This is a genomic window from Bradyrhizobium sp. ma5, from assembly GCF_042258955.1.
GTDB lineage: Bacteria > Pseudomonadota > Alphaproteobacteria > Rhizobiales > Xanthobacteraceae > Bradyrhizobium.
Window position 1 is genome coordinate 542148 of the sequence record NZ_CP170156.1, and the last position, 24135, is coordinate 566282.

General features: G+C 65.5%; 25 protein-coding genes and 1 riboswitch. Of the genes, 9 read left to right on the forward strand and 16 right to left on the reverse strand.

Going from position 1 to position 24135, the window contains the following annotated elements; genetic code table 11:
* Positions 1-12 precede the first annotated feature (12 nt).
* Positions 13-1833, reverse strand: coding sequence for a chloride channel protein (locus ACE103_RS02440; RefSeq protein ID WP_375778201.1), 1821 nt, complete (start codon positions 1831-1833; stop codon positions 13-15).
* 77 nt (positions 1834-1910) lie between these two features.
* Here ACE103_RS02440 and ACE103_RS02445 point away from each other — a divergent pair, with 77 nt between their 5' ends.
* Positions 1911-2138, forward strand: a complete 228-nt coding sequence (locus tag ACE103_RS02445; protein WP_375778202.1) for a hypothetical protein — start codon at positions 1911-1913, stop codon at positions 2136-2138.
* Positions 2139-2231: 93 nt separating this feature from the next.
* Here ACE103_RS02445 and ACE103_RS02450 read toward each other — a convergent pair whose 3' ends face one another.
* Positions 2232-2453 carry a hypothetical protein gene (locus tag ACE103_RS02450; RefSeq protein ID WP_375781318.1) on the reverse strand — a complete coding sequence of 74 codons (222 nt, stop codon included), beginning with the start codon at positions 2451-2453 and terminating at the stop codon, positions 2232-2234.
* Between ACE103_RS02450 and ACE103_RS02455 the strand changes: the two genes are divergently transcribed.
* Positions 2349-3824 carry a CHAD domain-containing protein gene (locus tag ACE103_RS02455; RefSeq protein ID WP_375781313.1) on the forward strand — a complete coding sequence of 492 codons (1476 nt, stop codon included), beginning with the start codon at positions 2349-2351 and terminating at the stop codon, positions 3822-3824. The two genes, ACE103_RS02450 and ACE103_RS02455, sit on opposite strands and share 105 nt — an antisense overlap.
* A gap of 70 nt (positions 3825-3894) precedes the next feature.
* Here the strand turns inward: ACE103_RS02455 and ACE103_RS02460 are convergent, their stop codons facing one another.
* Positions 3895-5127, reverse strand: coding sequence for an MFS transporter (locus ACE103_RS02460; protein WP_375778203.1), 1233 nt, complete (start codon positions 5125-5127; stop codon positions 3895-3897).
* A gap of 225 nt (positions 5128-5352) precedes the next feature.
* On the opposite strand from ACE103_RS02460, the gene ACE103_RS02465 reads away from it, so the two are divergent.
* Entirely contained in the window at positions 5353-6642 is a 1290-nt protein-coding gene (locus ACE103_RS02465; protein ID WP_375778204.1) for a hypothetical protein, read from the forward strand.
* Positions 6643-6759: 117 nt separating this feature from the next.
* On the opposite strand, the gene ACE103_RS02470 is transcribed toward ACE103_RS02465, so the two are convergent.
* Positions 6760-6930: a hypothetical protein gene (locus ACE103_RS02470; RefSeq protein ID WP_375778205.1), complete on the reverse strand. Its 171-nt coding sequence runs from the start codon at positions 6928-6930 to the stop codon at positions 6760-6762.
* Between the two features lie 113 nt (positions 6931-7043).
* Positions 7044-9251, reverse strand: coding sequence for a TonB-dependent receptor (locus ACE103_RS02475; RefSeq protein ID WP_375778206.1), 2208 nt, complete (start codon positions 9249-9251; stop codon positions 7044-7046).
* Between the two features lie 159 nt (positions 9252-9410).
* Positions 9411-9609, reverse strand: a riboswitch (cobalamin riboswitch).
* A 112-nt stretch (positions 9610-9721) separates the two neighbouring features.
* On the opposite strand from ACE103_RS02475, the gene ACE103_RS02480 reads away from it, so the two are divergent.
* The 3 genes from ACE103_RS02480 to ACE103_RS02490 are packed head-to-tail and all read left to right on the forward strand — an operon-like array spanning position 9722 to position 12383.
* Complete coding sequence (locus ACE103_RS02480) at positions 9722-10765, forward strand: FecCD family ABC transporter permease (protein WP_375778207.1); 1044 nt, start codon at positions 9722-9724, stop codon at positions 10763-10765.
* Positions 10762-11535, forward strand: a complete 774-nt coding sequence (locus ACE103_RS02485; protein ID WP_375778208.1) for an ABC transporter ATP-binding protein — start codon at positions 10762-10764, stop codon at positions 11533-11535. The genes ACE103_RS02480 and ACE103_RS02485 overlap by 4 nt, the downstream gene beginning before the upstream one ends.
* 44 nt (positions 11536-11579) lie before the next feature.
* Complete coding sequence (locus tag ACE103_RS02490) at positions 11580-12383, forward strand: ABC transporter substrate-binding protein (RefSeq protein WP_375778209.1); 804 nt, start codon at positions 11580-11582, stop codon at positions 12381-12383.
* A 181-nt stretch (positions 12384-12564) separates the two neighbouring features.
* On the opposite strand, the gene ACE103_RS02495 is transcribed toward ACE103_RS02490, so the two are convergent.
* From ACE103_RS02495 to soxX, 10 genes are all read right to left on the reverse strand, one after another.
* Positions 12565-13605 (reverse strand): MBL fold metallo-hydrolase, encoded by a 1041-nt coding sequence (locus ACE103_RS02495; RefSeq protein ID WP_375778210.1) that lies wholly within the window; start codon positions 13603-13605, stop codon positions 12565-12567.
* A 260-nt stretch (positions 13606-13865) separates the two neighbouring features.
* The gene (locus ACE103_RS02500; RefSeq protein WP_375777642.1) at positions 13866-14798 is read right to left on the reverse strand and encodes an IS110 family transposase; all 933 of its coding nucleotides are present in this window, start codon (positions 14796-14798) and stop codon (positions 13866-13868) included.
* A gap of 207 nt (positions 14799-15005) precedes the next feature.
* Positions 15006-15464 (reverse strand): hypothetical protein, encoded by a 459-nt coding sequence (locus ACE103_RS02505; protein ID WP_375778211.1) that lies wholly within the window; start codon positions 15462-15464, stop codon positions 15006-15008.
* Positions 15465-15598: 134 nt separating this feature from the next.
* The gene (locus tag ACE103_RS02510) at positions 15599-16054 is read right to left on the reverse strand and encodes a hypothetical protein (protein ID WP_375778212.1); all 456 of its coding nucleotides are present in this window, start codon (positions 16052-16054) and stop codon (positions 15599-15601) included.
* A complete protein-coding gene (soxB, locus tag ACE103_RS02515) occupies positions 16051-17799 on the reverse strand; it encodes a thiosulfohydrolase SoxB (protein ID WP_375778213.1) in 1749 nt (582 codons plus the stop codon). Before soxB ends, ACE103_RS02510 begins: the two co-directional genes overlap by 4 nt.
* Positions 17800-17835: 36 nt before the next feature.
* Positions 17836-18138 carry a hypothetical protein gene (locus ACE103_RS02520; RefSeq protein WP_375780986.1) on the reverse strand — a complete coding sequence of 101 codons (303 nt, stop codon included), beginning with the start codon at positions 18136-18138 and terminating at the stop codon, positions 17836-17838.
* An 8-nt stretch (positions 18139-18146) separates the two neighbouring features.
* On the reverse strand, positions 18147-19007 hold the full coding sequence (gene soxA / locus ACE103_RS02525) for a sulfur oxidation c-type cytochrome SoxA (protein ID WP_375778214.1): 861 nt from the start codon (positions 19005-19007) through the stop codon (positions 18147-18149).
* On the reverse strand, positions 19004-19315 hold the full coding sequence (gene soxZ, locus ACE103_RS02530; protein WP_050419904.1) for a thiosulfate oxidation carrier complex protein SoxZ: 312 nt from the start codon (positions 19313-19315) through the stop codon (positions 19004-19006). Before soxZ ends, soxA begins: the two co-directional genes overlap by 4 nt.
* 20 nt (positions 19316-19335) lie before the next feature.
* Positions 19336-19830 carry a thiosulfate oxidation carrier protein SoxY gene (gene soxY, locus ACE103_RS02535; RefSeq protein ID WP_223974703.1) on the reverse strand — a complete coding sequence of 165 codons (495 nt, stop codon included), beginning with the start codon at positions 19828-19830 and terminating at the stop codon, positions 19336-19338.
* A gap of 31 nt (positions 19831-19861) precedes the next feature.
* Positions 19862-20152: a sulfur oxidation c-type cytochrome SoxX gene (soxX, locus tag ACE103_RS02540; protein ID WP_375780987.1), complete on the reverse strand. Its 291-nt coding sequence runs from the start codon at positions 20150-20152 to the stop codon at positions 19862-19864.
* A 229-nt stretch (positions 20153-20381) separates the two neighbouring features.
* Here soxX and ACE103_RS02545 point away from each other — a divergent pair, with 229 nt between their 5' ends.
* Positions 20382-21071, forward strand: coding sequence for a DUF938 domain-containing protein (locus tag ACE103_RS02545; RefSeq protein WP_375778215.1), 690 nt, complete (start codon positions 20382-20384; stop codon positions 21069-21071).
* Here the strand turns inward: ACE103_RS02545 and ACE103_RS02550 are convergent.
* Positions 21062-21934 carry a protein-L-isoaspartate O-methyltransferase gene (locus ACE103_RS02550; RefSeq protein WP_375778216.1) on the reverse strand — a complete coding sequence of 291 codons (873 nt, stop codon included), beginning with the start codon at positions 21932-21934 and terminating at the stop codon, positions 21062-21064. The genes ACE103_RS02545 and ACE103_RS02550 overlap by 10 nt on opposite strands.
* Positions 21935-22012: 78 nt before the next feature.
* On the opposite strand from ACE103_RS02550, the gene ACE103_RS02555 reads away from it, so the two are divergent.
* Both ACE103_RS02555 and ACE103_RS02560 read left to right on the forward strand, forming a co-directional pair.
* Positions 22013-22510 (forward strand): type II toxin-antitoxin system HicB family antitoxin, encoded by a 498-nt coding sequence (locus tag ACE103_RS02555; protein WP_223974706.1) that lies wholly within the window; start codon positions 22013-22015, stop codon positions 22508-22510.
* 293 nt (positions 22511-22803) lie between these two features.
* Positions 22804-24048, forward strand: a complete 1245-nt coding sequence (locus tag ACE103_RS02560; RefSeq protein WP_375780988.1) for an MFS transporter — start codon at positions 22804-22806, stop codon at positions 24046-24048.
* The last annotated feature ends 87 nt before the right edge of the window (positions 24049-24135 follow it).

Below are 24135 nucleotides of genomic sequence, written 5' to 3' on the forward strand. Positions count from 1 at the left end.
GCCGCTTCGAACCTATCGCGCGCCGAAGAAGGATGTCTTCTGGGTTTCCTCGGCCTGCAGCCTGGCGCGCACCCGCATCAGGTCCTTCCAGCCGATGTAGCCGACGAGGCGCTGATCCTCGCGCAAGATGACAGGCAGATGCGAGACGTTGACCTGCATCAGGCGGTCGGCGAGCCGGTCCAGATACTCATCGGGATAGGCGACGGTGATCTTGCTGCCCGCCAGCAGCTGGTTGAGCGTCGCGGTGCGATGCTTGCCGGCCCGGCGCCAGCGCAGCACGGACGGCGGGTCGATCACCCCGAGCACGTGATGGTTGGCATCGACGACCGGGAAGCTCGGGTGACCGGTCTTCGGGTTGGTCAGGAAGGCTGCCGCGCCGTGCAGCGTCATGGTGTCGGCGACCGTCTCGACCGCCTTGGTCATCACGTCGCGCACTCGCGTCAGCGCAAAGGGATCGACCCGGTACTCGCGCACCAGATGGTGACCGCGCCGCGCGACTTTCTCGGTCAGGATCGAGCGCCGCATCAGCAGCACCGTGACGCCATGCGCGCTGCAGCAGGCCGCGATCAGCGGCAGCAGCACATGGGTGTTGCCGGTGAGCTCGACCGCGAAGAAGGTCGCGGTCAAAGGCGAGCGCATCGTGCCGCCCATCGTCGCCGCCATCGCCAGCAGTGCCCAGAAGCCGGGGCTCGCCGCCGGAAGGTAGCCGCTTAGCGCCGTTCCCATCGCGCCGCCCATGATCAGCAGCGGCGCCAGCACGCCGCCCGACGTGCCCGAGCCGAGCGCGACCGACCAGATCACGGCCTTCACCACCAGCAGCAGCAGCGCCGCTTTCAGCACCACGTCGCCTTGCAGCATCGAAGCGAGGTTGTCATAGCCGACGCCGAGCGCCTGCGGCTCGATCAGCCCGCCGAGGCCGACGACCAGGCCGCCGATCAGCGGCCACCACATCCAGTGGATCGGCAGCTTCAGGAAAATGTCCTCGCAACCATAGACCAGCTGGGTGAGCAGGCCCGACAGCAGCCCGGAGAGGATGCCGATCAGCATCCAGGCGCCGAGCTGCAGCACGGAGATGTCGACGCTGCCCGTGAACGGAAACAGCGGCGCGGGCATGTGCAAGAAGGTGCGCCCGACCGCTGCCACCACGGCGGCGACGGTGACCGGAATGAAGCTGCGCGGCGTCCATTCGAACAGCAGCAGTTCGACCGCGAGCATGATCGCGGCAATCGGCGTTCCGAACACCGTGGTCATGCCGGCGGCGGCGCCGGCCACCAGCAGGGTCTTGCGCTCGTTGTCCGTGACGGGGAGCATCTGTGCGATCAGAGAGCCGATCGCTCCGCCCGTCATGATGATCGGGCCCTCGGCGCCGAACGGGCCGCCGGTGCCGATCGAGATCGCCGACGACAAGGGCTTCAGGATCGCGACCTTGGGATCGAGCCGCGAGCGGCCCAGCAAGATGGCCTCGATGGCCTCCGGAATGCCGTGCCCGCGGATCTTCTCGCTGCCGAAGCGCGCCATCAGTCCGATGATCAGCGAGCCCGCGACCGGCACCAGCACGGTCCAGAGGCCGAGCGGCGAATCCTGCAATTTCAGGTCGGCGAAGCTGAACTGGCCGAAATAGGCGATATTGGTGGCAAGCTTGATCAGCTGCAGCAGTCCCGCACCGGCCAGCACGCCGGCGGCGGAGACGAACACGGCGATCGCCGAGATCACCACGACGCGCGGATCGGTGGTGAAGTCGCTCAGCAGGTGGCTGGCCTTGTCGCCGATCGTATTGCTGGTCTTGGCGGTGGCTTTGGCGGAGGTGTTCGATTTGGTGGAAATGACGCTCATGGGTGGCGTAAGGCTCGGGGTGGAGTGGACGCGGCGTCATATCGTATTGCGATATAATTACAAGCGGTAGCCATCGAATGGCAGCGTTGAAAAGACCCCCGAGATCGCAAGGCAAGGCCCGGAAACGGGTTCCGAGCCAGGCCGATCATCTCGCCGAACTGTCTGCGGTTTATCTCGATGAGCTGTCGCGGATCGAGCCGCTCTTGAAGCAAGTGTTGTCGCGGCGATCGGAACAAATTCCTGCTGCGCATCACGCTTCGGCGCGCTTGGATGGCGGTGCGGCCAAATCCAACTTAAAAGCGTGAGTTTAGATACAATTTGCGGCCATTGCGGGCTGCAATGGCGCGATATGCCTTGTCATTGTCATGAAACCTTCATAGACCATGCCGGGGGCGATTTCATTCGATGGACGGCGGCCGGTCGTGACCGATGCGGGGACTGCCATTGCCGTCAGGCATGGCGATCAGGCGGAAATCGAACTCAAGCTGCTTGCGCCGCAAGGAAGCCTCGGAAAACTGCGCGAGGCAGCCTGCATCGTGCAGCATGCGCGCAATCGCGGCGCATTTCACCGGCTGGAAACGGTCTATTATGACACGCCGGAGCGGCTGCTGTTTCAGCATGGCATGTCGTTGCGTGTGCGACGCAGCGGCAAAAGCTTCATCCAGACGCTGAAGCTTTCGTCCAATGGCGCGCAGCCTCTAAGGCGGCGTCAATGGGAGATGCCGATTGAAGGCATCACCCCCGATCTGGCGCGGTTCCCCGCCGACGAGGTCGGCGATCCCGTGGCGGGGCTGAGCAACGATGGATTGGTGCCGGTGTTCGCGACAAAAGTGCGCCGGCACGCGCGGCAGCTCGATCTGCCCGATGCGTCGATTGAGATCGCATTCGACGAGGGGACGATCGAGGCCGATGCGCGCCAGGAGGTGCTGTCGGAAATCGAGCTTGAACTGAAGAGCGGCAATGCCGGCGTCCTGTTCGATCTCGGAACCCAGCTGCTCGACGCCGCGCCGCTGCAGATCGGCACGCGGAGCAAGGCGGAACGCGGCTATGCGCTGGCGTTCGATGTCGCGCCGTTGGCAACGAAGGCCGACTTGTCAGGCATCACGGCGGACCTCGTGGTCGACGACGTCATCGCACTGCTGGTGGGCTCCTGCTGGCATCATCTTTTGAAAAATCACGCGGTGGCCGAGCAGGGAACCGACCCCGAAGGCGTGCACCAGATGCGCGTGGCCTTGCGGCGCTTGCGGACGATCTGTGCGCTGTTCCGGCGCGACATTCCTGCGCCGGCATTTCTGGCGATCAACAGCGAAGCAAAATGGCTGATGCGCCAACTCGGCAAGGCCCGGGATTGGGACGTGTTCGCAGGAACGACCATCACCCGCCTCGTCAGCGCGGTTCCGGATATCGACCTGGACGGCCTTCGCAAGGCGGTCGAGCGGCGGCAGAAGTCGAGCTACGGGACCTTGCAAAGCGTTCTGGCCGACCCTCGATGCAGCCGCTTCCTGCTCTCGCTGGGGCATCTGGTGGAACGCCGCAGCTGGCGCAACGAGATCGACAGCGAAGCGCTGGCTGTCCTGTCACAGCCGATGCCGGTGCTCGCCGATCAGATTCTGGAACGATTGCATCGCAAGACATTGAAGCGGGGTGCGCGGTTCCGGCGGCTCGATATCAACGCGCAGCACAATCTCAGGATCAATCTCAAGAAGTTGCGCTATGCGGCGGAGTTCTTTCTGCCGCTCTATGCGTCCCACGCGCCCGCGAAGCGCTATGTGAAGCGGCTCGCCGGGTTGCAGAACAGCCTCGGGCGAGTCTGCGACATCGGCAGCACCCGCGTGCTGCTCCACACCATCGCGCGGGACGACCAACCCGCGCTTCATCTCGGTATCGGCGCGATGGCCGGCTGGCTGGCCCGCGATCAGATCGCGGTCGCGAAAGCGCTGCGCAAGAGCTGGCGCCGCTTCAAGACGACGCCCGCATTCTGGGGCCGGTGAGTTCGGCAGCAGCGTGGATCGTCGCGTCTTGCGTGGACGGAAGCTTCATGCGGCTTAGAGCAAGGGTGCCCTAACGGGGCTGCGCCTGGATCGCAAGCCCGGAGGCCTGTGGCTTGCGTTCGGTGACCAGCGCGAGCAGCACGGTCAGCACCATGAAGCCCACCGACGCACCGAACACCCAATGCGGCATGTGCTGGTCCATGATCCAGCCGAACAGCAACGGGCTGACGATGCCGCCGAAGTTGAAGCCGGTGGAGACGATGCCGAAGGCGCGGCCGGCGGCACCGGGAGGCGCGGCGTTGCGTACCATCATGTCGCGCGACGGCGCGATCACGCCGCCGAGGAATCCGGCGAGCCCCATCGCGAAGGTGAGCGCCACCGGCGGCAGGCTCATCAGCGCAATCAGCAGCACCAACACGGCATTGACCGCGAAGCAGGCCGCGGCAAGCTGGCTGTGGCGATGGGTCCAGTCGGCGAGATAGCCGCCCGCGAGCACGCCCGCGGCGCTGGCGCCGAGGAACGCGGTGAGTGCGATGTTGGCGGTCGAGAATGACGCGCCGTAACCGCCCAGCAGCGCGACCACGCCGAAATTGTTGATGCCCGAGGTCGACAGGCTGAGCAGCGTGAAGAACGCGGTCAGCACCATCAGCGCCGGCGTGATCACACTGGCCTTCGGTGCTGAGCCGTCCTTCGGCTTGTTCTTGTTGGCGCCGGCATCGGGAATGCCGAGCACGATCAGGAACAGCGCCACCAGCGGGCCGACCGCGCCGGCCACGACCAGCGCGCCGAGGCCACCGATCCAGGCGACCAGAGCGGCCATGATCGCCGGCGCCACCGCGCCGCCGAGGAATCCGGCAAAGGTGTGGATCGAGAAGGCGCGGCCCATCCGCGCCTCGTCCATATGGGCCGAGAGGATGGCGTAGTCTGCCGGATGGTAGACGCTGTTGGCGAGGCCGAGCGCGATGGCGCAGACGATCAGCGAGGTATAGCTCAGATGCAGGCCGAGCCCGATCAACGCGCAGCCGCCGATGGTCAGTCCGATCAGCAGGATCTTGCGCGCGCCGATATGGTCGGCGAGGTAGCCGATCGGCGCCTGGGTCAGGCCGGAGACCACCGCGAACACTGTCAGCGCGAAACCGAGTTCGATATAGCCGACGCCGAGCTGCTGCTTCAGGAACGGGAACAGCATCGGCAGCACGAAGATATGGAAATGGCTGACCCAATGGGCGACCGAAATGCCCGTCAGCGTGCGCAGCGCGCTGTCGGCTTTCGCTTGCTGCGGTGCGGCCAGAATGTCGACCATGTCAGTGAAACCCCAATTCCAAAGCGTTTTCGAGCGAAGTGGGTACCGGTTCGGGTGCAGAAAACGCGTCAAAAAATATGCCCGGCAGGGCGGCCAGAAAATAAAGGCTGGCCGCTAATTGTCCATGAACGCGCCTGCATGGCTGCCCCCGGCGCGGGCGTGCCGGATCGACACATGCGGCATTAAAGGCGGCGACAAAGTGCGGTCCTGCGGTGATGATCGGTCATGATCGACCCCAAAAAGCCGCTCCGGGTGCTTGTGTCAGAGGGCTCCAGCACCTCCGGCCGCGAGGCGATCACGATCCTGGGGCTGGCCGGCCATCACGTCGAGGTCTGCGACCCCTCGCGCTGGTGCCTGGCGCGCTACTCCCGCTTTGTCCGCAAGTACCACCATTGCCCGCCACTGCGGTCAGATCCGGCCGGCTTCCTGGGCTTCGTCGAGCGGCTGCTGGCATCGCGGCAATACGATGTGCTGCTGCCGACCCATGAGCAGGGGTTTCTGTTCGCCCGCGCCGCGGCGCGATTGATATCACGGACGGGCCTGGCGCTGCCGGATTTCGACAGCTATCGCGCCGTGCACAGCAAGGCCGGCTTCAGCCGGCTGCTCGACCGGCTCGGGCTGCCGCAGCCGCCGACCCGGATCGTGACCTCGGCCGACGGACTGCGCGACGGCCTGCGGTTTCCATCCGTGGTCAAGACGTCGGTCGGCACCGCCAGCCGCGGCGTCTGGTTCGTGCGCGACGCGGGCGATCTCAATCGCGCGCTCTATGATCTCGAATCCGCCGGCGATTTTACCGGCGAGGTGCTGGCGCAGGATCTCATCACCGGCACGGTCGAGAAAGCCCAGTCGGTGTTCTGCCGCGGCGCGTTGGTCGGCTTCCACGCCTACCGGCAGATCGCGGCCGGCGTCGGTGGCGGCGAGGCGATCAAGGAGAGCGTGAGCCGGCCGGCGATTCGCGCCGCGCTCGAGACCATCGGCGCGCATCTCGGCTGGCACGGCGCGCTCTCGGTCGACGTTATCATGCCGCTCGACAGCGCAACGCCGTTGTTGATCGACTGCAACCCGCGGCTGGTCGAGCCGATGAACGCGCACCGGTCAGGCACCGATCTGGTCGACCTGCTGCTGCGGGTCTCGCTCGGCGAGACGCCGGCGCCGCTTCCCGAGAGCCGTGTCGGGGTGCGGACGCATCTCGCGATGCAGGCGCTGCTCGGCAGCGCATCGCGCGACGGCACGCGGCGCGACCTGATCAGGGAATGCGGTCGCATCGCCGCGGGCGAAGGTCTCTATCGGGGCAGCAGCGAGGAGCTGACGCCGGTGCGGCTCGATGGGCTCAGCGCCGTGCCGCTGGCGATGACGACAGCGCTGCTGCTGGCATCACCGCCGATCGCCTCATCGCTGGCCCGCGGTGGCTTCGGTGCGCATCTGCTCGATCGCGCAAGTATCAGGACAATTGAGGGGGAAAGTTTCTTGCACGATCTCTCAACACGTCGTCCCGGCGAAAGCCGGGACCCATAACCACGAATGGTTATTGGTGAGCGATGGTGGAACGACGAGTCCCATTCAAAACATCCGCTGCGGAGTATGGGTCCCGGCTTTCGCCGGGACGACGTGGGGATGGATATCGCTCATCCGTCACAATGGCTCATCATCATTGCCGTAGCGATCGACCTTCGGCGTGGCGATGTCGCCATCCTCATAATCGTCGTCCTGCGGCGCTGCGGGCGGTGGAGGCTTTTTCGACTTGTCGTCGGTCTTGTCGTCGATCTTGCCGCTGCCCTTGCTCTTCTTTCCGGCCTTGGCCATGCGTTTCCCCTGCACGGGTCAAATCATCTGCCGGAATTCTACTCCAGTTCACCGGGGCTTGTAACGTAAGGAGATGGCGCGGCCGGGTCACGCGCGGCCGCGCCGATCATGCTCTAGAACGTCGCGCCGGCCTTGACCATGTAGGTGCGGCCGGGAAGCGGATAGGCCGAGAAGCGGCCGGCCGTGAACGAGCTCGCGATGGCGTAGTCGTAATAGAGCGCGTTGAACAGATTGTTCACGCTGAGCGACCAGAAGAAGCGGTCATATTGCCCGCTGAGCTTGAGATCGGCAGTGGCGTTGCCCGGAATCCGGTTCTGGGTATTGGCCTGGTCGTTGTCCATGATACGCGAGCTCCAGGCCCGCACCGTGGCGTCGAACACCAGATAGTTCTGCCAGATATTCCAGGTCACGCCGAGATTGCCGGTGTAGCGCGACACCAGCGGCACGTCGTTGCCGGCCCAGATGCCTTCGCGAAAGACGGCACGGGTGATCGCCATGCCGCCGCGCAGGGTGACGCTGTCGCTGACCCTCAGCGAGGCGCTCGTCTCCGATCCGTAGCGGCGGGTTGGGTCGAGGTTGGTGTTGTAGAACAGCACCGGGTTGAAATGGATCTCGTTCTCGAGATCCATCAGATAGATGCTGGTCTGGACCTGAAACAAGTTGGTCTTGACCCGGAAGCCGCCCTCGACGTCCTGCGACGTCTGGGTTTTGAGCTGGAAGTTCTGCGGGATCGGGGCGAAGGTCAGCGGGTCGAATGACGGACCCGATGCGACGCGCTCGTCGACGTCAGGCGTGCGGAATGCGCGCGCGGCACGGCCGAACACCGAGAAGGTGTCGGTGAAGCGATGCTCGGCGCCGACATGCAGCGCGTATTGGGTCTCGTTGCTGTCGAGCGGCGCCGCCTGCGTGTCGAACGCAAACGGTGCGTTCGGATCGTAGCGATCGCGTGCCGAGACGCTGGTGTTCTGGACGCGCGCGCCGTAGGAGAAGTCGGTCGTCGGCAATAGGCCCAGTGTGTGCTGCCAGTACCCGGCCACGGTTTGCTGCTCGATATTGTAGATGTGATAGGGATCGACGCCCTGATAGGCGCCGCGCGCCTCACGGAACGTCGAATCGTAATAGTCGATGCCGGTGAGGATCGTCGACGGCATGCCCAGCATCACGTTCTTGACGCTGAGCCGCGGCGTGATCGACCAGGTCTGCAGCGCGGCGTCATTGTAGGTCGAGGCGAAGCTGATGGTCGGCACGGTGCCGAAGAAGCCGCTTTGCGTCTCGCGCTGGCGCCAGCCGCCGTCGACGATCAGGTCGACGCCGTTCATCAGCGTCTTGGTGAAGCCAGTGGTGACGCTGGCGGTCTGCTGGTTGGCATAGTCGAAGGGCGTCGCCGCGCCGCGGCGATCGGTGAGCAGTTCGTTGACGCCGATCGACGGATCGACCAGCCGTCCGCCGGGCAGGCCGAGCTTCTGGTCGCTGCCGGTGACGGTGAGGAAGGCGGTGAGATCCGATGTCGTGTAATTGACGTTGCCGACGGCGTTGCGCTGGTCGAGCGCGTTGTTGACGCGGTAGCCGTCGGACTTGATGCCGTTGCCGTAGAACGAGGTCGACCACGGGCCGGAATTGAGCGCCGCGGACACCGCGGCCATGCGGGTGTTGAACGAGCCGAAACCGCCTTCGGCGCGTATCGTCGCTGGCGGACCGCCGGCGCCGGTCTTGGTGATGATGTTGACCACGCCGCCCACCGCGTTGTCGCCATAGAGCACCGCACCGCTGTTGCCGCGGGTGATCTCGATGCGTTCGATCGAATCGAGCGGGATCGTCGTGAGATCGAAGCCGGCCTTGTCGACGTCGTTGAGGCGTCGGCCGTTGAGCAGGAACAAGGTGTTGTCGGAGGCGAATGCGCCGAAGCCGCGCAGGTCGACCGAGGTCTTGGCGCCGTTCGGCCCGCCGTAAAGCGTTTGCAGCTGCACGCCTGGCACCTGCGCGAGAATCTCGGGCAGCGACTGCACTGGCGAATGCGCGATGTCGTCGGCCGTGATCACGGTCGACGACGAGCCGACGATGCCAGCGAACTGCCGGCCGCCGCCGCCCGTTCCGGCGGCCGGTCCGGTCCCTGTCGTGTTCGATCCTGCTCCGCTGCCCACATTGTTGCCTTGGGCGGTGCCCGGCGCCGGGCGGCGCGGCGCCGGCGCTTCGTCGGCGGCCGGCTTGGCGCGCGTGAAATTCTGGTCGCTTGGCTTGGTGATTTCGACGGCCGGTAGCTGATCGGGCGAGGGTGCCTGCTGCGCCTGTGCGGTCGAGAGAACGATTGTCGGCACGATCATCGTCGACGCGAACAGAAGCGCGCGGCGCCGGGAGGAAGAGTTGGAGAACATCTAAGCGAGACCTCGGTAACGTCAGTGGCACGTCACCGCGAACCAGTCTCACCATGCGCGCTCGCGTCAGGTGAAGCTCATGCCTGTACTCCCCGACCGGCATCTTCGCGTGTGACCACGGCTGACGGCAGGTCTCCTGGCTCGCGGGTCGTTACCCTTCGTCGCCTTCCCAGGACCGAGATTCCCAGTGGCCTGTGACGAAGGATTCACCGCATACAGTTGCGGGGGCAGCCGCGGCATTGGGGAAGTTTCCCCGCACCGCATTCCCTTTTCATCTCGCTAAAGAACCGTCATGTTCATCTAGGGTTCGGCCCGGCAGCAATGTCAACCCGGCGGACGTCGGGCAGCGGTCACGCGGCCACGGTTTTTGTCGAGTGTCGCTTGCCTGCCACGGCGATCGCTGTAAGAGCATGGATCCAATGAGCGTGCAGGATTTTACCTTGGCGGCCGAGGTCGCGGCGCGGCGCCGATGGAGCGCCACCGCGGCGCTGCTCGCGCTCGTGGTCTTGCTGGCAGTGCTCTCGCTCGGCATCGGGCCGGTGCGGCTGTCGCCGCTTGCGGTGATCGAGGCGCTGTTCGGCGGCGGCAGCGATGTGGCGCAGGTGATCGTGCGCGAGATCCGGCTGCCGCGCACCATTCTGGCGTTCGCGATCGGCGGTATTCTCGGGCTATCGGGCGCGGCGCTCCAGGGCCTGCTGCGCAATCCGCTGGCCTCGCCGTCGCTGTTCGGCGCGCCGCAATCGGCGGCATTCGGCGCGGTGCTGGTGATCGCGCTCGGCCTCGCCGATGTGCGCTCCTACGCGCTGCCGGTGGTGGCGATCATCGCTGCGTTCGGCTCGGTGTTCGCGCTGCTCGCAATCGCCGGCCGCAATGCCGGGCTGCTGATCCTGATCCTCGCCGGGCTTGCGATCTCGAGCTTCGCCGGGGCTGCGACCGCGCTGGTGATGAACCTCTCCAGCAATCCGTTCGTGGTGCTGGAGATCGCATTCTGGCTGCTCGGTTCGCTGGAGGACCGCAGCTTCCAGCACGTGGCGCTGGCGCTGCCCTTCATCATCGCGGGCGCTGCCATCCTGCTCAGCCAGGCGAGCGCGTTCCGCGCGCTGACGCTCGGCGAGGAGGCGGCGCAGAGCCTCGGCGTCGATGTCGGGCGGCTAAGGTTGCTCGTGATCACGGGCGTTGCGCTCGGCGTCGGCGGTGCTGTCGCCGTCACGGGCACGATCGGCTTCATCGGTCTCGTCGCACCGCATCTGATGCGCCCCCTGATCGGTCACGATCCGGCGCGGCTGCTGGTGCCGAGCGCGCTCACCGGTTCGGCGCTGCTGCTCGCCGCCGATATCGCGGTGCGCATCATCCCCTCGACCTCGGACATCAAGGTCGGCGTGCTGACCTCGATCATCGGCGTGCCGTTCTTCCTGTATCTGATCATGCGCGAACGCCGCGCGCTGGGCGGAGGCGTGGCATGACGCTGCTCGCCGCCACCGCGCTCAATGCCTCGCTCGGCAGCCGCAAGGTGCTGCACGATGTTTCGCTGTCGCTGGAGGCCGGCCATCTGGTCGCGCTGGTTGGCCCCAACGGCGCCGGCAAGACCACGCTGCTGCGCGCGCTCGCTGGACTAATTCCATCCGATGGCGACATCAGGATCGGCGGCGACGCGCTGGCGTCGCTGCCGCTGCGCGAACGGGCAAAACGTTTCGCCTATTTGCCACAGGGGCACATGGTGCACTGGCCGCTGCCGGCGCGCGATATCGTCGCGCTCGGCCGCTATCCGCATGGCGCGACCGATCCGGCGCGACTGTTGCCGAAGGATATCGAGGCGGTGGTGCGGGCGATGCAGGCGGTCGACGTCACCGAATTCGCCGATCGCCGCGTCACCGAGCTCTCCGGCGGCGAGCGCAGCCGCGTCGCGCTGGCCCGGGTGCTGGCGGTGGAGGCGCCGGTGATCCTCGCCGACGAGCCGACCGCTTCGCTCGATCCACGCCACCAGATCGACGTGATGCAGAAGCTGCGCAACGTCGCCGACACCGGCGTGCTGGTCATCGTGGTGACGCATGATCTCGGGCTCGCCGCGCGCTTTGCCGATCATGTGCTGGTGCTGTCGGACGGACGGCTGGCGGCGCAAGGCACGCCGGATGAGGCGTTGTCCGAAGCGGTCCTCGCGAGCGTGTTCCGGGTCAGCGCCTATCGCGCCGAATTTCGGCGCGAGGCCGTGATCGTGCCGTGGGCGGACGTGTGATGGGTGGGTGGCGTCTCGCAGCTTTGGCTGCAGCAGCATGGCTGATGTCGTGTGCAGCCGCCTTGCCGGCCGGACCGAGCATCATCTCGATGAATGTGTGCAGCGACCAGCTCGTGCTGTCGCTGGCCGATCCGGACCAGATCCTCGGGCTGAGCCGCTTTTCGCGCGATGCCTGGCAATCCTGGGCCGCCGAGAAAGCGCGAAACTTTCCGCGCCTGTCGGGCGGGGCCGAGGATGTGCTGTTGCTCAAGCCCGACCTTGTCGTGGTCAGCCTGTTCGACAAGCGCGCGACGCGCGATCTCTTGAAGGCCAACGGGCTGCACCTCGTCGAGTTCACGGTGCCGCGCACGCTGGACGAGGTGAGGGACCAGATCCGCGCGATGGGCGACGTGGTGCAACATCCCGATCGCGCGCGGGCCGAGGTCGCGCGGCTCGATGCGACGGTCGCGCGGGTGCGGGCGGTGGCGAGCGTTCATCACTATCGCGTGCTGCCGCTGGAGCGCCGCGGCTTTGTCTCCGGCGATAGCAGCCTGATCAGCTCGCTGCTGGCGGCAACCGGCCTGACCAACGCGGCCGGCGAGCTCGGGCTCGACGCGGGCGGATTTGCTTCGCTGGAGGCGATCGTAAAACTGCGGCCGGATTTCATCTTGGTGTCGGAGGCCGGCGATCGCGCCGAGGATGAGGGCCGCGCCTTCCTGCTGCATCCGGCGCTGGAGCGCTTCTATCCGGAGATCAAGCGGATCGTGCTGCCGGAGCGGCTCACCGTGTGTGGCGGCGTGATGCTGGCCGATGCGCTGGATCGGTTGACCGCGGAGCTGCAGCGGGTGACTGCGAGCGGCCCTCATTAAACCCGTCATCCTGAGGAGCGCGCAGCGCGTCTCGAAGGATGCACGGCCCGGATATTTCTACGCGTCTGCGGTGAGAGTTGGGCCGTCGCCCTTCGAGACGCGCGTGCCGCGCTCCTCCAGCGACAACGGCGAAGCCGTTGCGCGGGGGTGACGGTGATGGAAATTGTGCGCAGCTAGCGGGCTACCCCATCACCACCGGCCCGCCGGCCTTCTTCCAGGCATCCATGCCGCCTTCTATATGCGCGGTGTTCGCCAGCCCGGCCTTCTTCGCGGCCGCCACCGCCATCGCGGAACGCTCGCCGAAGGCGCAGAAGAACACGACACGGCGGCCGGTCGCGGCCGCGACTTCGCGCAGCATGCCGCCGGGCTGCAAGATGGCGCAAATCCCGGGATAGGGCGCGTGCAGCGCGCCTTCGAGCGTGCCGTGCTTGGCCCGCTCGCCGCTCTCGCGCAAATCGACCAGCAGGATATCGGGCCGGCCGAGGCTCGCGATGGCGTCGCGCGCGCTAAGCGAGAGGCCTTCCTTGGCGAGCTCGTCCTGGTGCAGGCCGACATGCATGTTGGCGGGCAGCACGACGTCCATCAGCTTCGGGTTCGGCAAATTGAGGTTGTTCATCAGCTCGACATAGTCGTCGATCGATTTCACCTGCAGCCGCGGATTGTAGCGCTTCTCCTCGCCGATCGTGGAGACGGTGTCGCCCTTGTAGTCATGCGCGGGGAATACCATGGTCTCCTCGGGCAGCTTCAGCAGGCGGTTGAAGATCGAATCGTACTGTGCCCGCGCGCTGCCGTTCTGGAAATCGGTGCGGCCGGTGCCGCGGATCAAGAGCGTGTCGCCGGTGAAGACGCGGTCGCCCATCAGATAGCTGTAGGAATCGTCGGTGTGGCCCGGCGTGTACAGGGCCTCGAGGCAGAGGCCTTCGATCGTCACCCTGTCGCCGTCGGAGACGCGCATCGACACCACGTCGGCCTTGCTCTGCTCGCCCATGATGGTGATGCACTGGGTGCGGTCGCGCAGCTCGCCGAGACCGGTGACGTGATCGGCGTGGAGATGCGTATCGACCGCCTTGACCAGCCGAAGGTCGAGTTCCTGCAGCAGCTTGCAGTAGCGGTCGGCCTTCTCCAGCACCGGATCGAGGATCAGCGCCTCACCGCCGGCGCGGCTGGCGAGCAGATAGCTGTAGGTGCCGGACACGCTGTCGAACAGCTGGCGAAAGATCATGACGGCTTACCTGTTCTCCGGGTCGAGTCGTGAGGAGGATATTATTCCATAGATGGGGTGGATTCAAAGCAAATCCATCCCCCGGAGTAATCCGGTCCCGTCACCCCAATCCATCACCGTCACACTGAGGAGCCGCGAAGCGGCGTCTCGAAGGGTCGGCGGCCCGGCTCTTTCCGAGAGGAGTGTTGGCGCGCGGAGGCAATGGGGCCGTGCATCCTTCGAGACGCCGCTTCGCGGCTCCTCAGCGACTGTGTTCTTCGTCAAGCGGGTTGCCATGGTTTTTGGTCCCTGAGCATGGCGTTGAGGGTGGTGAGAACTTTGCGCGCAACGGCGATGAGGGCGACCATCTTGGGCTTTCCAGCGGTCACCAGGCGCCGATAGAAGACCTTGAGCTGCGGATGGTACCGGCTGGCCGACAGAGCGGCCATGTAGAGCCCGGCGCGCAGCTTGGCTCTTCCGCCGCCGATCATGCTCTTGCCCTTCCAGCGGCCCGACTGGCGGGTGAACGGGGCAAGACCGGCGAGGCTCGCGATCTGGCGCCGATTGAGTGCGCCGAGCTCCGGCACCTCGGCAAGGAAGGTCCGCGCGAGGGTGTTGCTCACGCCAGGAAAGCTGACCAGCAGTTCCTCCTTGGCGCGCCAGACTGGCGAGCCGCGCACCAGCGTGTCGATGTCGTTGTCGATCTCCGGCAGCTCCTTCTCGAGGACCTTGATATGGCGGGCAAGGCTCTTGCGGACGCGGACGTTCTCGGCCCGCTTCTCGCGCTGACGCTCGGCAACGATCATCTCGATGATCTGCCGTCGGCGACTGACCAGTTCAGCCAGCAGCCGAGCTTCCTGATCCGGCATGGCACGTGGCTCCGGCTTTACGGCCTCGACAAACCGCGCGATGACTGCCGCATCGATCGGGTCCGTCTTGGCACGCTGACCAACCGCCTGCGCGAAGTGCCGGATCTGGGCCGGATTGACCACCACCAGCGGCAGCTGGGCGCCCGCCAGCGCAGCAGCGACGATGGTCTCGAAGCCGCCGGTTGCCTCCACCGCAATCAGCGCCGGCGAGATCACCTGCAAGCGCGCAACGAGCTCTTCCAAGCCTTTGCCGTCACGTGCCACGGCAAAGGCTTCTCCGCTTGGACGCACATGCACGTCCAGCCGGTCCTTCGACACATCAATGCCAACGTAGATCGCGTCCATCTGCACCCATCCTTGCGCAACCGGGCTCGCCAGGCGGCCCTCGCGACTGTTCGGGTTCAATGGAACAACGGACGGGGCGCCGCGCTGAGGCACGGGCTTCAAAGCCCTTGGATGAAGCGGTCTCCCGTCCGCTACCGCACCGGACATTCTATCCGATCCGGCGATTCGAGACTTACAAGGATGACGGTTCTGGATGGGCGCGGACGCCTACGGCCTCACGTAACTCCAGCCCTGCTCCTGCAGGTCCATCAAATGGACCACCCCCGACGGTACGATGGTGGCGTCCGGGACGACGGCGATCGCGTGGCCTTCGGCCTTCTCCATGCCCTGCCTGGTGTTGTTGCAGGCGGAGAACTGGATCTTGCCGGGGAAGACGAGATCCTTGAGTCGCCTGATGCGGTCCTGCACCGGCGAGGTATCGCTGCGCAGCATGTTGAGGCCGGGACCGTAGGCGACGATGTCGATCTCCACGTCCTCGCTCCTCGCGCGGTAATATTCGATCACGTTGGTCGCGTTGTTGAGCGCGAGATTCATGATCTGCGGGTCGTTCTGGTCGACCTGAATCGCGATATGGTGCGGCTTGTCGGCGGCGAGTGCGCTCGCCGTGAAGGCAAGCGAAAGCACGACGGCGGCGGCGAGACGGCGAAGCATGGCAGGGTCTTTCATGTGACTGCCGCTCTCTCCGTCATTGTCTGCGACAAACGCAAAGCGTTTGCGCACGGGAGCGAAGCGACGAAGCAATCCATTCGATCCTGCGGCAAAGCATGGATTGCTTCGCTTCGCTCGCAATGACGGTGGGGTTAAGGACGGACCAGCGTGTATCCGTTCTCGGTGAGGAGCAAAATTTGTGCGACGCCGACCTGCACGGGGGTGGCGGCTGCGATGTAATCGGGCCGTTTGCCGGTGTCGCGCTCGATGGTGTCGACGGTATTGAGGCAGATGTCGACCCGCGCGCCCTGCGCGACCAGGCTCTCGACCAGCTTGCGGTTGGCATTATCGGGCCTGAGCAGGTCGATGCCCGGGCCGAAGGCGACGATCTCGACCGCGACCTTGTCGGGGTCGTAATGCTTCATCAGGTTGCTGGCGACGCTGAGAACGAGGCCCTGTTTCTTCGGATCGTTGTCGGAGAGCTGCAGCACGACCTTGTGCTCGGCGAACGGCTTGTCCTGCAACGGCGCAAGCTGGGCGCGGGCCGGCGGCGTCGCCAGCGCGACCGCCGCAAGGCCGAGCGCCGCGATGAGCGCGCGCCGCCTCATCCGTGCCTCGCGATGCCGGGATTGTCCTCGACGCCTTTCAGCGTCACGGCGGGTTCGTCGCGGTTCGGCGGCCGGCCGGAGCGCAAATGCTTGGCCACGACATCCCAGATCGGCGCGCCGCTCTGCTGGTTGACCGAGGCCCAGCCCGCGACCTTGTAATGCTTGCCGGCTTCGAGGTGCTTGCCGTTGCCGAGCTTCAGGTCGGAAATGCGCTTGCCGACGCTCTCGCCCGGCGTGCAGGTGTAGGCGAGGCCGCCGACGCGGACCATGTCGCCGCCCTGCTGGTAATAGGGATCGACGTTGAACAAATTGTCGCAGACGTCTTCCAGCACATCCTTGATCTGGCTGCCGGTCATGCTGGCGACGTAGGTCTCGGGATAGGTGATCGCGGTTTCCGAAAGCACGTCTTCCATGGTCAGCGGCTGGCCGGCCAGCGTGGTGAGGCCCCAGCGGAAGCCGGGCGACAGCGCGATCTCGGCGTTGAGCTCGTTCACCAGCGCATCGCAGATCAGCTGGTCGACGGTGCCGGAGAAATTACCGCGGCGGTAGAGCAGGCGGTCGGCCGTACCGAGCTTGTCGCTCCACTCGTCGGAATGCGGATCGCGCATCTTGTCGATCAACGCCTGCATCGCGGGATCGGGCTTCAGCAGCTCGGCGAACACCGGCAGCAGGCGATAGCGAACATTGGCGACCTTGCCCTTCGTGAGGTCGAGATCGAGCACGCCGATGAACTTGCCGTTGGAGCCGGCATTGGTCACCAGCGTGACGCCGCCGGCATTGGTCACCGTGATCGGGATCGGGATCGCGTCATGGGTGTGGCCGCCGAGGATGACATCGATCCCGGTGACGCGGCTCGCGAGCTTGAGGTCGACGTCCATGCCGTTATGCGACAGCAGGATCACCGCCTCGACCTTGTCGTTGTTGCGATGGCCGTCGACCAGCTTTTGCAGCTCCTCGTCGCGGATGCCGAACTTCCAGTCCGGCGTGAAGCGCTTGGGGTGCGCGATCGGCACATAAGGAAAGGCCTGGCCGATGATCGCGACGCGATGGCCGCCGATCTCCTTGATGACAGACGGCTTGAACACCCGCCCCGAGGCCGGATCGAACGCCTTGGCGTCGTTGAACGCAGCCTCCTCGGTCAGGAATACGTTCTGCGCCAAAAACTCGCCTTTGAAGCGGGAGAGATTGTCACGCAGCACCTGTTCGCCATAGGTGAATTCCCAGTGCCCGGTCATCGCCTCGATGCCGAGCAGGTTTGCGGCCTCCACCATGTCGGCGCCGTTCATGGCGTTGGCGAGCCCGGTGCCCTGCCAGAGGTCGCCGCCGTCGAGCAGGATCGAACGCTTGTCGCCGACATCGGCGCGCAGCTTGTCGACCAGCGTCTTCAGATGGGCAAAGCCGCCGAGCCGGCCGAAGCGGACGGCGGCCTTCTCGAACTCGACGCAGGTAAAGGCATAGGCGTCGGCGCTGTCGGGCCGGATGCCGAAGCGGTCGAGGAACGCCTTGCCCACCAGATGCGGCGGCTGGCCGGCCATCGTGCCGACGCCGATATTGACGCCGGGCTCGCGAAACAACACCGGCTTGAGCTGCGCATGGGTGTCGGTCATGTGCAGGATGCGGGCGTTGCCGAAGCGTTCGAGGTCGTAGACGCTGGCGGTATCGGCGCTGTGCGCGAGGCGAGGCACGCCGGCCACGAGCGTTGCGGCGGCGGAAGCTCTCAGGAAATCCCGGCGGCGGATGATCATCACTCTCTCCGCGCGGCCCCCGTGGCCTGCGCGCCTTTAGCGAACTTCCATGTCCTTCCAGCGTTCCTTTTCGCTGGTCGCCTGGAAGATCGATGCCCTTGCCAGCGCCTCGGCCTCCTTGGCCTGGGCGACTGCGGTGTCGAAATCACCAGCCTCACCGGCCTTTTTTGCGGCGGCGAGCGTTGAAGCCGTCGTGGTCCACTGGTTGCGCAGACTGCCCGCTTCCTTGTTGGCGGCCTCGGCCGCGGCATAGGCCGCCTTGTAGTCGGCCTCGGAGGCGGCGAGGGCGGTGGTCGTAGTCGCAACCAGCAGGGCCGATGCCGCGAAGATGGCTCGCATGACCGTGCTCATGGCCGTGCTCCCGGTCCCGAAATAGGCAGGCCGTTGCTGACATAGGACAAATAATATTCGAGGTTGCGGTACTCGTCGTCCTGCGGATTGAGCGGCACGCCGCGGATCTGGCTGTTGCAGGTGGTGAAGCGGCGGCTCGTGGTGCCCATGCCCGACCATTCCGAGCGGTAGATCGGCATCGCGTTCAGGATGCCGAGCGCCGGCGCCAGTACCTCGGCGCGGATGCGCTCGCCCGGGCTCTGGATGTGGCAGGTGGCGCAGGAGAAATTGAGCTGGCCGCGGCGGGTGTAGAAATACTCCTTGCCCTTCTGATAGGCCTCCAGCGCGCGCGGATCGTTCGGGATCTTGATGTCCATCGGCTTGCCGCGCGAGGTGAAGGCCATGTAGGCGGTGAGCGCCGCCATGTCGTCCTTCACATAGGAGAACGGCGCCTCGCCATTGGCCTCGCGGCAGCGGTTGAGCGCGAGCTCGAGCGTGACGACCTTGCCTTCCTTCTCATCGAAATAGGGATAGTTCTGGCGGATGCCGATGCCCTGGTTCGGGAAGCAGTCGGCGTAGGTCTTGCCGTTCTTGAACGGCGTCGAGAACATTTCCTTGCCGGCCTCGAGCGAGAACTCGTAGGGCGGAAACTGCTCCTTCTCTTCCCACTGCTTGTGCAGGTCCTCATTCATCGAATAGGGACCGTTGACGAAGTTTTCGGGCTTCAGCTTGGGGAATTTGCTGGTGAAGAATTTCTGGAACGCGGCCTTGTCGGCGGCGGGATCGATGCTGTCGGCTGCGTGCGCGGCCGGCGCGAGCGCCAGCACACCAAGCGCGAACGTGACAATTGCTGCGCGGATTGCGAAGCGCCGCGTCATTGAATCTTCGCCGTGGTGGTGTCGGTCGCGCCCTTGTTGTCGACCCAGCTGACCTTCAGGTCGTCGCCCTTCTTGCCGCCCTTGAAGGCGAACTTGACATAGGGGTCCTTGGAGACGCCGCCGCCCCAGTCGGCGACGAACACCGGCTTGCCGTCATACTCGAAGGTCAGCACCTGGATGAAATGCGGCGGGATGATCTCGCCCTTTGCGTCCTTGACGAAGCCGGAATCCATCGGATGCTGGATCAGCGCCTGCACCTCGGTGGTATCGCCGTTTGACGTGGCGCGCACGCGAATGCTCGATGCCATCTGGTTTATCCCTTGATTGCTCAGCCGCCGCAGCCGCCGACGGTGACCTTGATTTCTTTCTGGGCGCTGTAGAGCTTGCCGCCGGCCTCGACGATCACGGTGACGTTGCTGGTCTTGGCCATCTTGATGCGGTTGGCGACGCTCGGCAGCGTGCCGGCTGGAATCCTGTACGTCGCGATCAGCGAGATCGGGTTCTCGCTGACCAGGAATGAGATCGAGGTGACGTCTGATAGCGTCGTGGTGGCGGAGATCGGCACGACCGCGCCGTTCTCGGCGATCTCCGGTGCGTCCATCTTGACCTTGTCGGAGGGCTCGGCGGTCTTGCCGTAGAGCGCCTTGATCGCGTCGGCCTCGTTCTTCTGCTTGAACGCCTCTTCCGGATATTTGTCGTTGGCGGCGGCGAGCGCCTGCGGCACGCCGAACGGAATGACGCCAAGGCCGATCAGTGCGGCGACGCCCGCGCCCTTCAGCACCAGGCGGCGGCTCCCAAGAAATTCGCTGGTCGTGATGCTCATCGAATAATCTCCTCAAGCGACGGTTGCGGCGTCACAGCGTCTGCAGGAAGTCCACCACCGCGCTGATTTCCTTCTCGCTCAAAATCCGGTTTCGGCCGAACGGCGGCATCACCGTCTGCGGGTTGCGCTTGGTCTCATCGGTGACGATCGCAATCAGCTCGTCGCGGCTGTATTTCGCCTTGAGCCCGGTCAATTCGGGGCCGATCGTGCCGGGCAGCTCGCCGCCCTTGATGACATGGCAGGTCAGGCAATTGCCCTTGCCGCGGTCGAAGGCGAACTTTTGGCCCTCGGCGGCGGATTGGGCCTGCGCGGGCGCAGCCATGGCGGTGCCGGCCAGCAACGCCAGGACAAGGGCTGGCTTGGAGAAAGTGGCGATCAAGGACGTTTCCCGGGCTTCAATCTCGATGATCCCATCGCAATATAAAGAGTGGAAAGCACAAAGGCCATCGGCTGGCAACTCGGAGAATAGGCGCGTTGCGACGGGGTTAATGGAAGCGTGGCGGTCCGTCCGCCTGTCATGTGTGTGTGGTTGAGCCCTTGAGGAGAAGCTAGTGGCGGAGTTTGTGGTGGAGTTCGGCAAGGACGGCAGCCCGGTCGAGGCGGACGGGCGGCTCGACGCGGCAGCGTTCCACCGCAATCACCAGCCGATCTGGGCGATCCTGAAGGATTACCTCGACGGCCAATCCGGCGACGTGCTGGAGGCCGGTAGCGGCACCGGCCAGCATGTCGTCTGTTTCGCCGGTCGGACGCCCGATATCGCATGGTGGCCGAGTGACCTCCACGCCGCGCATCTGCGCAGCATCTACGCCTGGCGCGCGCATGCCGGCTTGCCCAACATCCAGCCGCCGCAGCCGATCGATCTGTCCGACCCGGATTGGTCACCCGTACCGTCGGACGGCAAAGGTCCGGACAAACTGCTCGCGATCTTCTGCGCCAACGTGATCCACATCGCGCCGTGGCGCGTGGCCGAGGGCCTGTTCGCCGGCGCCGCGCGGCATCTGCGTGCCGACGGAAGGCTGTTCCTCTACGGCCCGTTCAAGCGCGGCGGCAAGCACACCGCGCTCAGCAATGCGGTGTTCGACACCTCGCTGCGTGAACGCGACGCCGAATGGGGCGTGCGCGATATCGCCGAGGTCGAGAAGCTTGCGGAGAGCGTCGGGCTGAAGCTCGCAGGCACCTTCGAAATGCCGGCCAACAACATGATTTTGATGTTTGTCCGGAAGGACGCGGCTCAGTCATAAGCCAGGCACCACCCATCCCCGCGCAGCCAACAGCGTTCGTCGGGAATCTCGGCATCGCGATAAAGCCGCGTCACCTTCTGCCAGCCGTCGCGCGCGTAGGCTTCGGACAGGGCCTTTTCCGACGCCTCGTCGCGACCGCCGTCGCAGGGAATGATCGCGACCGGTGAGATCCAAATGGCTTGATACTGTGCGCCCTCGCGCCGGATACGGAACACCGCGCCGGAGCGCGTGATCTGCTCCGGCGCGCCGCCCTTGAATCCTTCATCCGACGTCAGCGGCAGGATCAGGCGGCCGCCGTCGGCAAGCCCGTCGAGCCATCGCACGGCGGGCCGGGTGCAGCCGGCGTTGACATAGATCACGTCGGCTGGATCGAACGCGACCAGCGTGCCGTCGCCTGCGATGATCTCGACATTCGGATACGGGGCAAGATTGGTCCGGGCGCGCGCGGCAAGCTCCGGGTCGTATTCGATCCCGGTGACGCGGCCGGTCGGCCCGACCAGGTGCGCGAGGAGCGCCGTGTAGTAGCCCGTGCCGGTACCGATATGCACCACGTGCTCACCGGCGGCGGGTGCGGCCTGATGCATGAGATGGGCGTGCAGCGACGGCTGGCCGTTGTTGAGCCGCCGCTCCGGCCGCAAGGCGACCAGGTCGTTGGTGTAGAGATAGACCGGATCGGCGTCGGGCGTCGGGACATAGTCGCGGGTCAACCATCGCAGTATCATCCATGGTCCCGGGCCGACGAAGTCCTCGCGGGGAACGGCGGCGAAGGCCGCGGTCACGCGCGCATCGCTGATGTCTGCGGCAGCCATGATCTGCTTGGCATAGGCGGCTCGTACGATGGGGAGTTCGGCTTGCGGGTCCATTACTGCTCCCTGCCCTGTGTTGTGTGATTTGACACACTGACGTGTGTGAAATAGCATACTTCAACGACGGAGGCCAGAATGAAGAGACGGCTCTATCCGGCCGTGCTGGAGCGCGGTCCGCGCGGCGCGTTCGGGGCGTGGTTTCCCGACTTTCCCGGCTGCGTCGCCGGCGGCAAGTCGCAGGAAGAGGCGATCGAACGTGCCGAGCATGCGCTGGCGCAGGCGGTGGACGGCTGGGTCGAGCAGGGCCACGCGCTGCCGGAGCCGACGCCGATCGAGCGGATCGTGCCGCCCAAAGGCTCCGACGTCGCCGCCTTCTTCATGGTCGGTGTCGATCCGCCCGATCCGTCCGAGCGTGTCAACGTCTATCTGCCGAAAAGCCTGATCGCGCGCATCGACAAGCGCGCCGCTGAGCTAGGCATGAGCCGTTCGAGCTTCTTCGGCTTTGCGAGCTCGCTCGCGCTCGAATGGCCGGGCGGTTATCCGCGCGGCGCCCCGATCGCGCCGCGCTCCAAGGTGCACAAGACCGGCGCGCTGCGCGCCGAGAAGCGCCCGGGCAAGAAGCCTGCGCGGTAGGCGACGCGCGATGCAACACGCGTGACGTCGTCCTGGCGAAAGCCAGGACCCATTACCCCAAATGCTGGTTGTTGCGCGTAACTGGGGCCGCGATCCCTCTCGCAACAAGACTCGGTGATTATGGGTCCTGGCCTTCGCCAGGACGACGCCGGAGTGTGGGTGTTCGACCTGGCCAACAACCGTGCGCCTCCCGCATGGCCTACGTCCGTTTGCGCCGGTTGATCGGCCTGCACGCGCTCTCCATAGTGCGCGCGATTGGAGGCTCCCGCCGGGGCTTCAAGGCGGGACTTCAGATGATCGACGTGACGGCTGCGGATGAGACGACCGATGACGCGCGGGCGCGCAGCAATGTGTGGCGGCTTGCGGCGGCGCAGGCGCTGACCGGCGCCAATTCGGCCGTGATCTTCGCCACCGGCTCGATCGTCGGCGCGACGCTGGCGCCCGACATCTCGCTCGCGACCGTGCCGCTCTCGATGTATGTGCTGGGGCTCGCCGCCGGCACGCTGCCGACCGGTGCGATCTCGCGCGCTTACGGCCGGCGCATCGCCTTCATCGTTGGTACCTTCTGCGGCACGCTGACGGGTGCGCTCGGCGCCTGGGCGATCCTGCACTCGTCGTTCTGGCTGTTCTGCGGCGCGACCTTTCTCGGCGGGCTCTATGGCGCCGTCGCGCAATCCTATCGCTTTGCCGCCGCCGATGGTGCCAGCGTTGCGTTCCGGCCCAAGGCGGTGTCGTGGGTGATGGCGGGCGGCGTGTTCGCCGGTGTGCTCGGGCCGCAGCTCGTGCAATGGACCATGGATATCTGGCCGCCTTATCTGTTCGCGTTCTCCTTCGTGATGCAGGCGCTGGTCGCGCTGGTGGCGATGGCGGTGCTGTCGGGTGTCGCCGCGCCGAAGCCGGCGGCGGCGGATCTGCATGGCGGCCGTCCGCTGCGCGAGATCGCAAAACAGCCGCGCTTCATTGCCGCCGCGCTGTGCGGCGTGATCGCCTATCCGATGATGAACCTGGTGATGACCTCGGCGCCGCTCGCCATGAAGATGTGCGGATTGTCGGTCAGCGATTCCAACTTCGGCATCCAGTGGCACATTGTGGCGATGTACGGCCCGAGCTTCTTCACGGGCTCGCTGATCGCCCGCTTCGGCGCTCCCGTCATCGTCGCGCTCGGGCTGGTGCTCGAGGCGGTTGCTGCGATGATCGGGTTGTCCGGCATCACGGCGCCGCACTTCTGGGCCACGCTGTTCGTGCTCGGGATCGGCTGGAATTTTGCGTTCGTCGGCGCCTCTGCGCTGGTGCTGGAGACGCACCGGCCGCAGGAACGCAACAAAGTGCAGGCGTTCAACGATTTCCTGGTGTTCGGCATGATGGCGATCGGCTCGTTCTCGTCGGGCCAGCTGCTCGCGCATTACGGCTGGAACGCCGTCAACATGGTGGTGTTTCCGCCGGTGCTGCTCGGGCTTGCCGTGCTGTCGCTGGCGTCATTCGCCAAGCGGCGGGCGAAATTGCGTACAGTGGAAGAAATCCCGGACGCCGGCATCTAATCTCCTGCTGCCAATTGCTGACACTTCGACCGGTTTCGAAATGACCGGCTTGCAAGGCTGCCCACATCGTGAGAACGGATTAATCCG

What these genes read in the sequence shown, in the direction of transcription:
- ACE103_RS02440 (WP_375778201.1), bottom strand. Translation starts at nt 1,833, where the DNA reads ATGAGCGTCATTTCCACCAAATCGAACACCTCCGCCAAAGCCACCGCC.
- ACE103_RS02445 (WP_375778202.1), top strand. Translation starts at nt 1,911, where the DNA reads ATGGCAGCGTTGAAAAGACCCCCGAGATCGCAAGGCAAGGCCCGGAAA.
- ACE103_RS02450 (WP_375781318.1), bottom strand. Translation starts at nt 2,453, where the DNA reads ATGCTGAAACAGCAGCCGCTCCGGCGTGTCATAATAGACCGTTTCCAG.
- ACE103_RS02460 (WP_375778203.1), bottom strand. Translation starts at nt 5,127, where the DNA reads ATGGTCGACATTCTGGCCGCACCGCAGCAAGCGAAAGCCGACAGCGCG.
- ACE103_RS02465 (WP_375778204.1), top strand. Translation starts at nt 5,353, where the DNA reads ATGATCGACCCCAAAAAGCCGCTCCGGGTGCTTGTGTCAGAGGGCTCC.
- ACE103_RS02470 (WP_375778205.1), bottom strand. Translation starts at nt 6,930, where the DNA reads ATGGCCAAGGCCGGAAAGAAGAGCAAGGGCAGCGGCAAGATCGACGAC.
- ACE103_RS02475 (WP_375778206.1), bottom strand. Translation starts at nt 9,251, where the DNA reads ATGATCGTGCCGACAATCGTTCTCTCGACCGCACAGGCGCAGCAGGCA.
- ACE103_RS02480 (WP_375778207.1), top strand. Translation starts at nt 9,722, where the DNA reads ATGAGCGTGCAGGATTTTACCTTGGCGGCCGAGGTCGCGGCGCGGCGC.
- ACE103_RS02485 (WP_375778208.1), top strand. Translation starts at nt 10,762, where the DNA reads ATGACGCTGCTCGCCGCCACCGCGCTCAATGCCTCGCTCGGCAGCCGC.
- ACE103_RS02490 (WP_375778209.1), top strand. Translation starts at nt 11,580, where the DNA reads ATGTCGTGTGCAGCCGCCTTGCCGGCCGGACCGAGCATCATCTCGATG.
- ACE103_RS02495 (WP_375778210.1), bottom strand. Translation starts at nt 13,605, where the DNA reads ATGATCTTTCGCCAGCTGTTCGACAGCGTGTCCGGCACCTACAGCTAT.
- ACE103_RS02500 (WP_375777642.1), bottom strand. Translation starts at nt 14,798, where the DNA reads ATGGACGCGATCTACGTTGGCATTGATGTGTCGAAGGACCGGCTGGAC.
- ACE103_RS02505 (WP_375778211.1), bottom strand. Translation starts at nt 15,464, where the DNA reads ATGAAAGACCCTGCCATGCTTCGCCGTCTCGCCGCCGCCGTCGTGCTT.
- ACE103_RS02510 (WP_375778212.1), bottom strand. Translation starts at nt 16,054, where the DNA reads ATGAGGCGGCGCGCGCTCATCGCGGCGCTCGGCCTTGCGGCGGTCGCG.
- soxB (WP_375778213.1), bottom strand. Translation starts at nt 17,799, where the DNA reads ATGATCATCCGCCGCCGGGATTTCCTGAGAGCTTCCGCCGCCGCAACG.
- ACE103_RS02520 (WP_375780986.1), bottom strand. Translation starts at nt 18,138, where the DNA reads ATGCGAGCCATCTTCGCGGCATCGGCCCTGCTGGTTGCGACTACGACC.
- soxA (WP_375778214.1), bottom strand. Translation starts at nt 19,007, where the DNA reads ATGACGCGGCGCTTCGCAATCCGCGCAGCAATTGTCACGTTCGCGCTT.
- soxZ (WP_050419904.1), bottom strand. Translation starts at nt 19,315, where the DNA reads ATGGCATCGAGCATTCGCGTGCGCGCCACGTCAAACGGCGATACCACC.
- soxY (WP_223974703.1), bottom strand. Translation starts at nt 19,830, where the DNA reads ATGAGCATCACGACCAGCGAATTTCTTGGGAGCCGCCGCCTGGTGCTG.
- soxX (WP_375780987.1), bottom strand. Translation starts at nt 20,152, where the DNA reads ATGGCTGCGCCCGCGCAGGCCCAATCCGCCGCCGAGGGCCAAAAGTTC.
- ACE103_RS02550 (WP_375778216.1), bottom strand. Translation starts at nt 21,934, where the DNA reads ATGGACCCGCAAGCCGAACTCCCCATCGTACGAGCCGCCTATGCCAAG.
- ACE103_RS02555 (WP_223974706.1), top strand. Translation starts at nt 22,013, where the DNA reads ATGAAGAGACGGCTCTATCCGGCCGTGCTGGAGCGCGGTCCGCGCGGC.
- ACE103_RS02560 (WP_375780988.1), top strand. Translation starts at nt 22,804, where the DNA reads ATGATCGACGTGACGGCTGCGGATGAGACGACCGATGACGCGCGGGCG.